Source organism: Burkholderia sp. Tr-862, assembly GCF_011753085.1.
Taxonomy (GTDB): Bacteria; Pseudomonadota; Gammaproteobacteria; order Burkholderiales; family Burkholderiaceae; genus Burkholderia; species Burkholderia ambifaria.
In genome coordinates this window covers 1-13,621 of record NZ_VWWG01000021.1, presented here as the reverse complement: position 1 = coordinate 13,621, position 13,621 = coordinate 1, and the positions used below count along the sequence as shown (strand labels likewise).

The following is a 13,621-nucleotide window of genomic DNA, read 5'->3' as shown; positions in this document are numbered from 1 at the left end:
TGACGATGCGCACGGCGGCGCGCGTGCGCGGCGCCGCGGGTGGTTACACGGACGGTTACGCGGGCTACTGGTGGGAAGATCCGGCACGCCTCGTGCTGATGTTCATCCTGCCGTTGTACGGCATGCTGTCGCTCAGCCTGCTGGGCGACCCGAAGGCGATCGCGCGCGTCTATTTCGACGGCTACTACGCGTTCGCCGGCGCGCTGTTCCTGATGGTGGTGATGGCGGCGGCATGGCTCGCGACGACCGAAGCGCGCACGCGACGCGGGCCGCCGCCCGCCGCGGTCGAGCTGTCGCCTCGCGTGCTCGATTTCGTGTTCGCGCTCGCGCTGTTCGGCTATGTGCTGCTGCTGAGCGGCATCCTCACGCATCCGGCGCTGCTGGTCGCGTTCGTGCGCGGCGAGGCGAATGCCTACGACATGCTGGAACTGAAGGGGCGCATCACGGGCCTCAGCACCTTTACGCAGGCGACCGCTCCGTTCGTTGTGCTGTATTTCTATGTGTTCAGGACACCTGTCAAGGGACTGAATCGCTACAAGATCTACTTCGCCGTGCTTGCCGTGCTGACGCTGATGCGCAGCTTCATCTTCGCCGAACGGCTTGCGCTGATCGAGATGGTGATGCCGCTTGCGCTCATGGTCGTGCGGTTCCGGCTCGGAGGCCGGTATTCGCGGCTGTTGACGCTCGGTCCGTATGCGGCGATCCCGTTGCTGTTCGGCCTGTTCATCGCGAACGAGTACAACCGGTCGTGGGAAGCCTATTACGTCAACATCTACGACAACCTGTTCGATTTCGCGCTCGAACGTCTCGGCCTGTACTACTCGACGTCGTTGAACAACGGCGCCGGAATACTGAGTGTGCTGGGCTGGGACCAGGGCCACCCGATGTTTACGTTCGACTGGCTGCTGCGCTTCCCGGTCATCGGCTCGACGTTGCAGCCGTGGCTCGACTCGGGCGACAGCATCAACCTGTTCCTGAACGGCTACGCCGACCCGGAGTTCAACAACCCGTCGGGCATCTTCGTCCACTTCTACGAGTGGGGCTGGTTCGGCTTGCTCGATGCGCTCGCGCTCGGCTGGGCGGTCGGTCGCAGCTATGCGGGCTGGCGGAGCGGCAACGGGTTCTGGTGCTGCATCCATGCGGTGCTTTACGTGTCGGTCATGGAAGTCATGCGAACGCCGAACTTGTTCAGCGGACGCAATTTCGTGCCGGTCGTACTGCTGATCGCCATCTTCCATTGGTTCGCCAAGGCGCCGGCACGTGCAGCGCCTGCCGCCGACGGCGGAGCCGATGGAGACGGAAACCGGCGCGTCGTTGCGCGTGGCAATCGGGCCACGGACGTCGATCCGGTGTTGTCGCGATAAGGCCATGGCCGAGTCGTGCGGGGCATGCGACCACTTTGCAGATTGCCGGGTCCCAAAACCAATATTTCCCGGAGCCACTCCTTTTCATGGCGACTCACAAGCAGAAGTTTGAAACTCTGGACGGGTTGCGCGGCATTGCGGCAATCAGCGTGATGCTCATGCATTTCCTTCAGGATCTGCCGATTCCGATACTGCAGAGCGCTTATCTTTCGGTCGATGTGTTCTTCATGCTGAGTGGCTTCATCCTCACGTACTCCTACGGGGAAAGATTGCGTCAGGCGTCGTGGCGGGGCGAGTATGTGAAGCGACGGGTGATCCGTCTTTATCCGATGATATGCATCGGGCTGACGATCGGATTCGTGAGCCTCGTCGTCATGCGCGTCAATGCTTCAGCGGCGTTTTCGTTCGGCAACCTGGCGGCAGCGACCGGCCAGAATTATTTTCTCATTCCGTATCTGGGCCGTTTTTCGGTGTCGGGCTTTGTCGGCGCCACGAATCACGGCTTGCAGGCGGCCGACGATCCCGGTGTGTTTCCTCTGAATCCGCCAGCCTGGTCGCTGTTCTTCGAGTTGTTCGCGAGCGTTGCGCTGATCGCGGCCGTCAAAATGACAGAGCAGAACCTGCTGAGACTGGCCTATGCATGTCTCGGTGCGTTCGTCGCTTATGGATGGCTCGTGGGCCTCGATCACGACAAAGTGACTGTCATCCTGAATCAGGGCTGGGCGGCCGATAATTTCTTCGGCGGATTCTTCAGGGTCGGCTACGGGTTCCTGCTGGGCGTGGCAATCGCGAAGATGCACGACGCCAGTCTCCCGGCGAGGCCGCACTGGTTCGTTGCCCGGCTCGTCAGGAATGACTGGATGCTGTTTCTCGTGTTCCTGCTGGTCGTCCTGTTCCCGACGTCGATCAAGGGAATTTACGCGTTGGCCGTGCTGTTGTTCGTCGCCCCCGCGCTGGTTTATCGCGGCGCCATGCTCGCTCCGAGCGGCAAGTTGGTGGCACGGACCAGCGCGTTCCTCGGCTGGATTTCGTACCCGCTCTATTGCGTGCATTACCCGATCGGAAGGCTCGTGTTCGCGTATACGCCGCAGGGCGACATCCACGTCGTCAGAACGGCAATGCTTGCGGCGTGCCTGTCGATCGTGTCGGCCGCCTTCCTCGCGAAATTCGTCGAGGAGCCGATCAGGTCGTATCTCGGCAAGCGCCTGTTCGGAAAGCAACCGGCCGCGACCGGCAGCCCCGTCAACGTCGCGTAAGCGCGCCGATTCGCCGGGAAGGCAGGCGCGTATCGATCCGGTCGTCTGCCGATCGCGCTACAGCGTCTCGAAGATCGCCTTCATCATCTCGGCACTGCGGCTCCAGCGATATTGCTCCGCATGCGCGATCCCCTTGCGTTTGAGTTCGGCCCGGAGCTCGGGGGAATCGAGCAGGCTACGTAATTTCCGCGCGATGTCGTCCTGCGAATACGGATCGCAGTACAGCGCGGCATCGGCACAGACTTCCGGCAGGGCGGCCGATTTTCCGACCACGGTCGGGCAGCCATAGCGCATCGCCTCGAGCGGCGGAATGCCGAAGCCTTCGTAGATCGACGGATAGAGGAAGCACGCCGCGTTCTGATACAGCGCCTTCAGTTGTTCGTCGCTGATGTAGCCGACGTACTTGATGTTCGGCTCCGGCGCACCAACCGGGTCGTGCTTGCCGAACACGGTGGTGTTCTGCATCCCGACGATGACGAGATCGACCGACGGATCGCCGATCTGCCGGAACGCGGCGATCAGCCGGCCGAAGTTCTTGGTGGGATTCATGCTGCTCACCGCGAGCACGAATCGATCCGGCGTCAGCGCATGTTTGTCGAGCACGCTCGTGTCCGGTTCCAGCGCGTCGAGATGGTCCGCACCGAGCGGCACGACGCGAATCTTCTCCGCGGAAACGCCGCAGTGATGGGCGAGGCGATCCCGCGAGAAACGGGAGTTGGTCAGCACGCACACCGAGGTTCGCGCCAGGATCCAGAACATGATCCGATACCACACCCGAAACGGCCGGGAGAAATGCGCGGGCGTGTCGAACACCGCCGCATCGTGCATGTAGATGATCTGGTTGCCGAGGAAGATCGACGCCGAATTGCCGAGATTGACGATGCGGCCGCGGCGCGCGAACAGCGGGAGGATCAGCTGTTCCCACACCACGCCCTTGTAAAAACCGACCTCGACCGTCTTCGCTCCGCTCACCGCGACGCCGGGCCGAGGCGGCACCAGCACGGTCACCGGATCCTGCGGATGAAACTTGATCAGTGCGGCGATCAGCTCGCGCGCGACGCGTTGCACGCCGGTCGTCTTCTGCGTCGTGAATCGGCCGTTGTAGACGAGTTGCTTCGGTTTGCTGGCGATCATGTCAATAAGGAGGTGTCGAAATCGGGATCAGGCTTTGACGTGATCCGGCGCAACCGGCTCGAAGTCGCGCGTGTCGGCACGCGGCTCGTCGGCGCCGAGTCCGTAGAGGGCGTTCCACTGGCGGAAGATCGCGTTGATCGAAAACCGCTGGATCGCCCGTTGCCGGGCCGCGGCGCCCATCTGCTCGCGCAGCTGCCGATCGTCGCGGAGCGCGGCCACGTATGCGGAAAATTCGTCGGCGTTCGACGCGACGTAGCCGGTCACGCCGTGGATCACCACGTCGCGATTGCCGACGACGTCCGTCACCACGGCCGGAATGCCGGCAACCTGCGCTTCGATCAGCGCGACCGGCATGCCTTCCCAGCGGGAGGTCTGCACGTAGATGTCCAGTCCGGACGTGAGCGCCAGCGCCCGGGCGCGGGTCACCCAGCCGCTGCAGACGACGGCCCGGCGCTGGCCGGGATCCGCAATCTCGGCCGCGTTGCCGCCGATCCACAGAAACTCGATGTCGGCGCCGTGCAGCGTGTCGGCGAGCCGCATGAATGCTTCATGATTCTTCTGGAACGACGCGCGACCGCTCATCCCGATGACGACCTTGCGATCGTCGCGCGTTCGACGCGGCGGGATCTCCGCCACGTGGACGCCGTTTTCCACCAGGACTGCCGATTTGGGCCTGACCTTTCTTCTGATCTCGCCGAGCTCGCTGCCCGAGCAGGCGACGACGGTGCCGCCGATGCGTGCCGCGATGCGTTCGAAGCTCAGATACGCGAACTGCTTCATGCGCGACACGTCGCAGCGCAGGAACGAGAGTCCGTGCGGCGAGTAGAGGACCGTCGCATTCGGGGCGGCGATCCGGGCGGCGACCCGTCCCAGCACCCCGGCCTTCGACGAATGCAGATGAATCGCGGTCGGCTTGTACTCGCGCAGGTTGCGGATCAGCGCGCGCAAACTCCGCAGGTCCTGTGTGACGCTGACCTCGCGCACCATGTCGACGTGGACGAGCTTCACGTCGGGCCGGAACAGCGTTGAAAAATCGGCCGGCGTTTCCGGTCGGATCGAGTGCAGCACCGTGACATTGGCGCCGGTTGCCGCGGCATGATTGGCGAGATGCGTCAGCATCGAAAGCACGCCGCCACCAAACGCTTCGGCAATATGAACGATCTTTTCTGTGGTCATCTTTGGGTCCAGCGATCCGATCGCGCCTGTCATCGCCCATCGCGACGATGGGCAGCCGGTGAATCGTGCGGTCGCATCATCCGGTTCCTTGAACTATGCATTCCTAATTGATAAATGCTTGAGAGTCGTGGCCATTGAATCCCGCTGTCTAGCTCGCGTATGCGAACCGGATGAAGCGGCCGGTCGCATTGCACCGGACACGATGCAGCGCGACGAATCAATATCGCGTTCGACTACGGCGACCGGGGACGAGGTATCGGCGAAGTCCGGTCAGTGCGCGTGAATCCACTGGTCCGGATCATTGTGCAGCGCATGCGCGATCCACTGGGTGCGATGGCTTACCGAAGAAGCGATTCGGCGCCGGACGTCACGGCCCGACGACGCTATCGTGTGCCGACGCGCTGCCCGGACGACTTGCGCACGCGCGCAAGCGGATTGGAGATATAGCGAATCGCACGGTTGCTGAGCGTCGACGACGGCAGCAGGCACGCGAGTGACAGCCCGGCGACGGCTACCTTCTTCGCGGGACGCCAGAACGGATTGCGCAGCACGGTATGCCAGTAGCGTCCGGATTCGCACAGGAACCAGCGCCAGCGCCGCACGAGCGGCGCGTGATACAGCGTGCTGGCGAAGCGGGCCTTCTCGATCGCGAAGTCGAGCGGCGCGATCGGCAACGCTTCGTGCAGCCGCGTGCCGGCGAGCATGCGCAGTGTCGACCAGCGGCGTTCGGCCTTCAGCGCGCCCGTCGCGGCGTCTTCCGAATTGGTGAGTGCAAGGGCCGGCGTGTCGGCCGCTGCGTCGCCGGCCGGGCATAGATCCGGATGCTGATGCACGCGATAGCCGCCGAGCGTTGCGTCGATCATGTGCACGGCGCCGAGCAATGCGATGCCGTAGATCGCATAGAAATCCGCGCCATGCAGGTTGTCGGCCGTGACGGGCACGGGAAAAATGCGCTTGAGCGCGTCGACCCGGTACGCGTTGCCGGACGCGGGCGGCGACGGATACAGCCAGCCCGCGCGCAACAGGCGGCCGCAATCGGTGTCGACGGCCGACTGCGGCACGCTCGCGCCGGTCATCGCACCGTCCCGCGCGATCACGTCGAGCCGGAAGTGGACCTTCACGAAGTCGCCGGACGCGAACGCGGCCAGCACGCGGGCCGCGGCGTCCGCATAGAGGAGGTCGTCCGCGTCGAGCAGGATCACGTAGCGCGTCGCGACATGCTCGAGCGCGCGGTTGTACGCGGCGACCTGACCGCGATTTTCCTGGAACACCGCCGTCACGCGCTCGCCATATGAGCGGATGATGTCGCGCGAATCGTCGGTGGAACCATCGTCGACGACCAGCACGCGTACACCATGCGCGGTCTGCGCGAGCGCCGAATCGATCGCGTCGCGCAGGTATGCGCCGTGGTTGTAGTTGCAGATGGCGATGGTCAGGTCGGTCATGAACGGGTTCTGGACGAGCGAATATCGGACGGTCCGCACGTCCGGTGCCTTGCGGCGACGCCGGAGCGCGGCCGCGTCGTATGGTGGCCATGATACGCATCGCCGATCGGCGCTCGGTTCGCGAGCCTACCGTTCGGCGACGTGCTGCGTGAAAGCGCGACGAATCGTCGATTGACAGGCGGGAGCGCGCTGCTCAGGCGGGACGCATCGGTCTGTTGACGCACCGACAACCGGCCGGATCGAATGATTCAATCGAACGTATCGCGTCGTCCGCTGCGACGAGGGTGTCGCGGGCGGGCAACTCGGCCGGCACGCGGCGATTCGCGTGCGCAGGCCGACGCACGTGATGTCATTCCAGAGGAAACGATTCAATATGCGTAGCTCGCAATGCTCGTTCCGCGCCTGCGCGTTGATCGCCGGCATGTGCATGGCAGGCGCACTGTCCTGGCCGGATGGTGCTGCGGCAGCATCCAGCGCGCGTGCGCCTGGCGCGCTTCATGCGAATGTGCCGGCCGCGTACGTGCGTCCCGCCGCGGACGCGGCCGATCAGGCCGACATGCTGCAACATGCGCTGGACGCGTTGCAGCCGGGCCAGCGATTGGTATTCGCACCGGGGCGATACGTGGTCGGCCGTTCGCTGGTCGTGCGGCAGCCGAATGTGGTGGTGTCGGGCTACGGCGCGACGCTGATCGCGACCACCCCGGACGACCAGACGGTCGAGATGCGTGGCAACGGTACGGCGCTCGTCGGCTTCCGCCTTGCGGGCACCGGCACGACGCGCCTGACGACACCGGAATCGACGAAGATCGAGGTCACGGGACGCGGCGTGCAGGTGCTCGACAACGTGATCGACGGCGGCGCCGGCGCAGGCATCTTCGTGTTCGGCGGCGCGGATGTCGCGATCGTCGGCAACGAGGTGCTGTCGACGCTGGCCGACGGCATTCACATGACGCACGGCTCGCACGACGTGCTCGTGCGGGGCAATGTCGTGCGCGGCACCGGCGACGACATGATCGCCGTGGTGAGTTACCAGGCGGAAGGCGTGCTGACGCGCAACGTGCTGATTACCGGCAATTCGCTGGAAGGCAACCCGTGGGGCCGGGGTATCACGGTGGTGGGCGGCGCGAATGTCACCATCTCGAACAACATCGTGCGCAACGTGCAGGTGAGCGCGGGGATTCTCGTCGCGCAGGAAGACAGCAACCGCACTTACGGTGCGTCGGACGTGCGCATCGAGAACAACGTGATCGCGGACATCCAGACGGCGACGGGCCGCACCGATCCGCGCCCGATCACGCAGCAGGCGGCGATCGAGGTCAGCACGTGGTCGGGTTCGGTGTCGCGTGTGACCGTGATCGGCAACCGCGTGTCGAATGCGCGCTTCGACGGCATTCGCCTGTGGGGGAACGTGTCCGGCGTGCGGCTCGCCGACAACCAGCTGTCGGGAATCGGCGGCATGGCGGTGCGGGTCGGCCCCGGCAAGGATTGCGCGAGCGATGGGCCGTCGCAGCCCTCGGCAAACCCGGTGAAAGGGGCGACGTGTGCGACGGCGCATCAGTCGACGGCGACCGGTGCCGACGCGCTCGGTGCGGATCCGTCGTCGCTGCCGCGCGTGCGAGAGGCCGTCAGGCAGGCGCGTTGGTCGCAGCGAAGCATCGATTGACCGCGCGCCCGGCGCGATTCGCACGCGCCTGTCGACCACGCTTATCGAACGGCGTCGCGTTCCGCCGCTTCCTCATGCGGCTCGTCGGGTTCGCACGGTGAACGTGGCGCAAGCTGCGCGGTTCCGACGACCGGTCGTCCATACCGATCGTCAAACCGCACGATATCGTCTTCGCCGAGATAGTCGCCGGACTGCACCTCGATGATCTCGAGCGGGATCCGGCCGGGATTCTCGAGACGGTGGACCTCGCCGACGGCAATGTAGGTCGATTCGTTCTCGCTGAGCAGGAACGTCTCGTCGCCGCGCGTGACCTTCGCGGTGCCGCGCACGACGATCCAGTGCTCGGCGCGGTGATAGTGCATTTGCAGCGACAGTTGCTTGCCGGGTTCGACGACGATCCGCTTCACCTGGAACCGCTCGCCGAGATCGATCGAATCGTAGTGTCCCCACGGCCGCTGCACCTTGCGGTGCTCGCTCGCCTGCGGGCGCTGCTCGGTCTTCAGGCGCGCGACGATGTTCTTCACGCGCTGCACGTCGTGCTTGTTCGCGACCAGCACCGCATCGGGCGTCTCGATCACGACGACGTCCTTCATCCCGACGCATGCAATCAGCCGGCCTTCCGAGCGCACGAAACTGTCCTGCGTGTCCTCGAACACGATCGGGCCGCGTGCGACGTTGCCCTGATCGTCCTTCGGCATGATTTCCCAGATCGCATCCCAGGTGCCGACGTCCGACCAGCCGGCCGAAAGCGGCACGACGATGCCTTCGATGCCGAGGTCGGGGCTCTCCGCGAGGCGCTCCATGACCGCGTAGTCGATCGAGTCGGCCGGGCACGCGTCGAAGGCCGCCGCGTCGATCCGGAAGAACGGATCCTCGGCGATGCCCGCCCGCCATGCCGCGTCGCAGGCCGCATGGATGTCGGGCGCGAGCGCGCGGATCGCCTTCAGCCAGATCGATGCGCGCGTGACGAAAATGCCGCTGTTCCACCAGTAATCGCCGGAATGCAGGTAGCGCTCGGCGAGCGCGGCGTTCGGCTTCTCGACGAAGCGCCCGATCGTATAGCCGCCGTGTCCGCCGAGTCGGCCGGCGCGCGGTTCGCCGACCTGGATGTAGCCGTAGCCGGTTTCCGCGCGACGCGGCAGCACGCCGAGCGTGACGATCGCACCTTCCTGCGCGTAGCGCGCCGCGCGCCCGATCGCTTCGTGGAACGCGCCGACGTCGCCGATCACGTGATCGGCCGGCATGACCGCGAGAATGGGATCGTCCGCGAGCACACTGGCGTCGAGCGCCGCGAGCGTCAGCGCGGGCGCCGTATTGCGTGCGGCCGGCTCGAGCAGGATGCGTGCGGGCGCGGCGCGTCCGAGCACCTGGGCGGCGCTCATGATGCGATGCTGTTCGCCGCATACCAGCAGCAGCGTGTCGCCGAGCGACGCGTTCGCGATGCCGTTCAGACGGCGCGCGGTCGCCGACAGCGGCGATTCGTTCGAAGTCAGCTCGATCAGTTGCTTCGGATACTGCTCGCGCGACAGCGGCCAGAGCCGCGTGCCCGAGCCGCCAGCGAGAATGACGGGCAGGATGCGGGGCAGCTCGGGTTCGGGAACCGGGCGAAGGGTGGGGGTCATCGATTGGCTCCGGTATCGGCGGGCAGCCGGTTGTGCGTGCGGCCGTCGGCGCGCGCGTCGTCGTTTCGCGAGCGCGGCGCCGAGACGGTCCGCGACAGCAGCTTGCGCAGCGCGCCCGCGGCGCGGTCGGCCGGCCGGACGAGACCGACGAACGGCGCGCCCTGTTCGAGATAGGGGCCGTAGGCCTTGCGGAATCCGAAGCGTTTGTAGAACGCCTGGCGCTGAGCGGGAACGTGCGTGCGTACCGCCACGTCGGGCCATGCGGCCTGCGCGGCCGTGAGCGCGCGCTGCATCAGTTGCTCGAGGGTGGCGTCGTCGCGACATGTCTCGCTCGTGAGCACCTTGTCGATCACGACGTCCGGATCGACGTCGTCGCCGGGTAGCACGCGCGCGTACGCGACGACTTCGATCATGTCGCCCGTGTGCATGCGCGCGAACACGTGCAGCGCATGCGCATCCTTGCCGTCGATGTCGAGATGCGTGTGCGCGTCCTCGACCACCAGCACTGCGTTGCGCGAGCGCAGGATTGCATAGAGATCGACGGCGCTCAGATGTTCGAATTCACAACAATGCCATTCCATGATGCGGTCCTCGTGTGAAGCCTTCAGCACGCCGAGCCGCACGAACGCGTTCGTGCGGTACGGCGCGGCGATGCCCATGATGCGGATGCGGCGTGCGCCGGTCTGTTCGAAAGCCTACTCACCCACCCGTTTCACGCGGGCCGGCGCGGGCTGCGCGGCGCATCCGCGTGCCGCGAGCGGAGCAATGTGCGGTAGCACACAATGGCCGCGTGGAGGCTTTTCCATAATTGGCCTGTCGCGACGGTCCGCTGCGAAGCACGCAGCACGGGTCGCCGGCATCGAACGCGATTGAAGAACCGGGGGGTGTACTTGAAGATTGCGATTGCTCACGACCGACGGCTCGTACATCGCGGCGCTGGGCGCACACGGTCGACTGCCGCATGCAGGCCAACGTCTGCTGCTTCACCGATTGCCTCGCGCGGTGCAGGTTCGTCATTCGGACACCGTTGTTTCGGCGCACCGGCCGGCACGTGCATACTTGCTACTGCGCGTTACCCGACTCTTTCGATTCGCATTCAGGCCCGCGCCGGCACGTTGCCTGTCGCGTTGGCGCGACGGCAGCGACAGCGCGTGCGCGTCATGCGTGGCGGTGATGCTGCGTCGCGCAATGACGTGGACGACACAAACAGGTTTGCCGGCGATCGCCGACGCACCGCCGCGGCGCGAAATCCGCGATCGGCCGAAACGGCACGGTGCGGCGACGCCCGGCCCGGTGCGCGACGGCCACGCGTTTCGTTACGACGATGTAACGACTGCGCACGGTTCGCCGGCATTCGATGTGACATTCAGGTGTCGCGCGACGCATGCGATTACCGACGCCTGAAAAACACTGCGCGGTTCTTGCACGCGATTTCGTCAAGAATTGCAGGCAATGGGCGGTGCCGATCTTGCAGAAAAGTAGTATTTGCCACTGATTGATGCGAATGGTCGTAGATAATCAAATCTGAGTCGCTAAATGCGGCCGCGCCGGCGGGGCGGTTGCGTAACCGGCTGAATCGATGTTTATCGTTTGGTAACAAGCCCTCACGATACGGGGTGTAAATTCAGGAGTGGATGAAATGAGTCAGCCATTCCGAAAGCGGGTTGGCGGCCGTCCAGTTCAGCATCGAGCGCGACTGTCGTGTACGACGCGACGCAAATGCGGACGGAATTCCCGTTTGCCGACGTGCTCCGCCTGACGGCGCGTCGCATCAAAGCCGGAACGCCGTGGCTCCCGCGGCCGCGCGTTCCCTTCGAGTTCGATGACAACGAGGCCGGATGAAATTCGGCTCGACCTCCGGGGGCTCTCGCCGTGTGCAGTTTCGATCTTCGCCAAAGCTGCGGAAACGCAGCACGGATCGGCGGCCATGCGCCGCCGCCCGCAGCGCACGCGAACGGTTCGCAGAGTGGAGAAAGTGATGGTTCGCTATGAATATGCCAATAACGCGCGATAAGAGCGCTGGCGCGGGGAGGACTACCGGGCAGCGTCCTTTGATTTACTGGACGCAGTCACCGTCCGTCATGCTTCGCAAGGAACTCGCGCGACGCGACTGGAAAGTGACGATCGTCGCGCACGCGAGCGAGTTGCGCGACACCTCCGGCGAAATCACCTGCGGCATCCTCGACCTGAGCGGCGGCCACGCCGACGCGATCGGCAGCATCGCGTCCACCTGCGCGTCGATGCGCGATGTCGTGTGGGTCGCGCTCGTCGAGACCGGTCAGACCGCGTCCCCGAACGTGCGCGCGCTATTGCGCGACTATTGCTTCGACTACATCACGTTGCCCGCGTCGCATCAGCGGATCGCCGACACGGTCGGCCATGCGTACGGGATGGAATGCCTGTTCGCACGCGATCGCGAACGCCTCGAATCGCAGGAGAACGGCATCGTCGGCACCTGCAGCGCGATGCTGCGGCTGTTTGATACGGTACGGCGTTTCGCGCGTACGGACGCACCGGTGTTCGTGTTCGGCGAGACGGGAACCGGCAAGGAGCTGACGGCCGTCGCGATCCATCGTCATTCGGAACGGCGCAACGGCCCGTTCGTCGCGGTCAACTGCGGCGCGATCCCACCGCACCTGCTGCAATCGGAACTGTTCGGCTACGAGCGCGGCGCGTTTACCGGCGCGAACGCGCGCAAGGCCGGCTACGTCGAAGCCGCGAACGGCGGCACGCTGCTGCTCGATGAAATCGGCGATCTGCCGCACGAGAGCCAGGCGAGCCTGCTGCGCTTCCTGCAGGAGCGTGCGATTCATCGCCTCGGCGGCAGCGATCCGGTGCCGGTCGACGTGCGGATCGTCTCCGCCACGCACGTCGACCTGCGCGAGGCGATGGAAGAAGGGCGGTTTCGCGCGGATCTGTTCCACCGCCTTTGCGTGATGCGCATCGACCAGCCGCCGCTGCGTGCGCGCGGCAAGGACATCGAACTGCTCGCGCATCACATGCTCGAACGCTTTCGCGGTGACGCGCGCCATCGCGTGCGCGGCTTCTCGACGGATGCGATCACGGCGCTCTACAAGCACGACTGGCCGGGCAATGTCCGCGAACTGATCAACCGTGTGCGGCGCGCGGTCGTGATGACGGAAGGACGCCTGATCACCGCGCAGGACCTCGAGCTCGAATACTGTCTCGACGCGGCCTCGCCTTCCGTCGCCGACATCCGCAAGTCGATCGAGCGCGAAGCGATCGAAACCGCACTGCTGCGCACGCGCGGCCGCGTCGCTGCTTCCGCGCGCGAGCTCGGCGTGTCGCGCGCGACGCTCTATCGCTGGATGGAAGCGTACGGCATCGAGCGGCCGCGCGGCACGGGATCGTCGGACTGACGCGCGGCGGGGCCGCGCGACCGCATGAGCGACGCCGGCCGCGTCAGCCGGCCGGCGCGGCGCGTACGGTTCGTGAGGCGTTGACCGCGCGGATATCGACGGTCGGCGGCGCGCCGGCGCCCGATCTGTCGCCCGTGTCGTCGAGCGGCACGAGCGCGACGCGTGCCGGCGTGCCGGGGGCGAGATCGAACCAGTCGTCGCGCGGCACGAAGCCCGGCGCGTCGATCTGCACGTGACGTGCGACGTGACGCGTGTCGATGTCGACGTGCCACGTGTCGCCGATGCGCGACACGCAGGCCTCGATGCCGGGCTCACGGCGTGCGAACACCGCAGGATGCGTGCGGGACGGGAAGTAGAACGCCTGCGACAGCAGCGTGCCGTCGTCGGCGCGCAATGTCGCGACGACGGTGTCGTGCTCGCACGGGCCGAAGCGATACGCGTAGGTCCAGTCGAAGAAGCGGCCGAGCAATTCGGCCGAACCGAGCCGCACCGTGTCGTGCGCGGCGATCCGGACCGGCCCGCCGGCCCGCGCGACCGGCGTGCGGCCGTCGCGCAGCGCGACCAGCTCGACGGCCGCCGAC

General features: G+C 65.6%; 9 protein-coding genes and 1 pseudogene. 4 read left to right on the top strand and 6 right to left on the bottom strand.

The genetic code is table 11. The features are described 5' to 3' along the window. Nucleotides 1-5: 5 nt before the first annotated feature. Entirely contained in the window at nucleotides 6-1,364 is a 1,359-nt protein-coding gene (locus F3J14_RS09425) for an oligosaccharide repeat unit polymerase (protein WP_247682178.1), read from the top strand. Between the two features lie 86 nt (nucleotides 1,365-1,450). Beyond that, nucleotides 1,451-2,620 carry an acyltransferase gene (locus F3J14_RS09420; protein ID WP_166722737.1) on the top strand — a complete coding sequence of 390 codons (1,170 nt, stop codon included), beginning with the start codon at nucleotides 1,451-1,453 and terminating at the stop codon, nucleotides 2,618-2,620. A gap of 57 nt (nucleotides 2,621-2,677) precedes the next feature. On the opposite strand, the gene F3J14_RS09415 is transcribed toward F3J14_RS09420, so the two are convergent. The 3 genes from F3J14_RS09415 to F3J14_RS09405 form a co-directional block, all read right to left on the bottom strand. Beyond that, nucleotides 2,678-3,754 carry a glycosyltransferase family 1 protein gene (locus F3J14_RS09415; protein WP_166722736.1) on the bottom strand — a complete coding sequence of 359 codons (1,077 nt, stop codon included), beginning with the start codon at nucleotides 3,752-3,754 and terminating at the stop codon, nucleotides 2,678-2,680. Between the two features lie 27 nt (nucleotides 3,755-3,781). Then, nucleotides 3,782-4,930 carry a glycosyltransferase gene (locus F3J14_RS09410; protein ID WP_166722735.1) on the bottom strand — a complete coding sequence of 383 codons (1,149 nt, stop codon included), beginning with the start codon at nucleotides 4,928-4,930 and terminating at the stop codon, nucleotides 3,782-3,784. A 383-nt stretch (nucleotides 4,931-5,313) separates the two neighbouring features. Then, nucleotides 5,314-6,375, bottom strand: coding sequence for a glycosyltransferase family A protein (locus F3J14_RS09405; RefSeq protein ID WP_166722779.1), 1,062 nt, complete (start codon nucleotides 6,373-6,375; stop codon nucleotides 5,314-5,316). Between the two features lie 373 nt (nucleotides 6,376-6,748). Between F3J14_RS09405 and F3J14_RS09400 the strand changes: the two genes are divergently transcribed. After that, nucleotides 6,749-8,038: a right-handed parallel beta-helix repeat-containing protein gene (locus F3J14_RS09400; protein ID WP_166722734.1), complete on the top strand. Its 1,290-nt coding sequence runs from the start codon at nucleotides 6,749-6,751 to the stop codon at nucleotides 8,036-8,038. 41 nt (nucleotides 8,039-8,079) lie between these two features. Here F3J14_RS09400 and F3J14_RS09395 read toward each other — a convergent pair whose 3' ends face one another. Continuing rightward, on the bottom strand, nucleotides 8,080-9,660 hold the full coding sequence (locus F3J14_RS09395) for a mannose-1-phosphate guanylyltransferase/mannose-6-phosphate isomerase (RefSeq protein WP_166722733.1): 1,581 nt from the start codon (nucleotides 9,658-9,660) through the stop codon (nucleotides 8,080-8,082). Continuing rightward, nucleotides 9,657-10,241: a drug:proton antiporter gene (locus tag F3J14_RS09390; protein WP_166722778.1), complete on the bottom strand. Its 585-nt coding sequence runs from the start codon at nucleotides 10,239-10,241 to the stop codon at nucleotides 9,657-9,659. Before F3J14_RS09390 ends, F3J14_RS09395 begins: the two co-directional genes overlap by 4 nt. Before the next feature lie 1,407 nt (nucleotides 10,242-11,648). On the opposite strand from F3J14_RS09390, the gene F3J14_RS09385 reads away from it, so the two are divergent. Continuing rightward, a complete protein-coding gene (locus F3J14_RS09385; RefSeq protein ID WP_166722732.1) occupies nucleotides 11,649-13,040 on the top strand; it encodes a sigma-54 dependent transcriptional regulator in 1,392 nt (463 codons plus the stop codon). 43 nt (nucleotides 13,041-13,083) lie between these two features. On the opposite strand, the pseudogene F3J14_RS09380 reads toward F3J14_RS09385, so the two are convergent. Next, nucleotides 13,084-13,621 (bottom strand): annotated as a pseudogene (locus F3J14_RS09380) (glycoside hydrolase family 2 protein); the annotation flags it as partial.

What these genes read in the sequence shown, in the direction of transcription:
- F3J14_RS09425 (WP_247682178.1), top strand. Translation starts at nt 6, where the DNA reads ATGCGCACGGCGGCGCGCGTGCGCGGCGCCGCGGGTGGTTACACGGAC.
- F3J14_RS09420 (WP_166722737.1), top strand. Translation starts at nt 1,451, where the DNA reads ATGGCGACTCACAAGCAGAAGTTTGAAACTCTGGACGGGTTGCGCGGC.
- F3J14_RS09415 (WP_166722736.1), bottom strand. Translation starts at nt 3,754, where the DNA reads ATGATCGCCAGCAAACCGAAGCAACTCGTCTACAACGGCCGATTCACG.
- F3J14_RS09410 (WP_166722735.1), bottom strand. Translation starts at nt 4,930, where the DNA reads ATGACCACAGAAAAGATCGTTCATATTGCCGAAGCGTTTGGTGGCGGC.
- F3J14_RS09405 (WP_166722779.1), bottom strand. Translation starts at nt 6,375, where the DNA reads ATGACCGACCTGACCATCGCCATCTGCAACTACAACCACGGCGCATAC.
- F3J14_RS09400 (WP_166722734.1), top strand. Translation starts at nt 6,749, where the DNA reads ATGCGTAGCTCGCAATGCTCGTTCCGCGCCTGCGCGTTGATCGCCGGC.
- F3J14_RS09395 (WP_166722733.1), bottom strand. Translation starts at nt 9,660, where the DNA reads ATGACCCCCACCCTTCGCCCGGTTCCCGAACCCGAGCTGCCCCGCATC.
- F3J14_RS09390 (WP_166722778.1), bottom strand. Translation starts at nt 10,241, where the DNA reads ATGGAATGGCATTGTTGTGAATTCGAACATCTGAGCGCCGTCGATCTC.
- F3J14_RS09385 (WP_166722732.1), top strand. Translation starts at nt 11,649, where the DNA reads ATGAATATGCCAATAACGCGCGATAAGAGCGCTGGCGCGGGGAGGACT.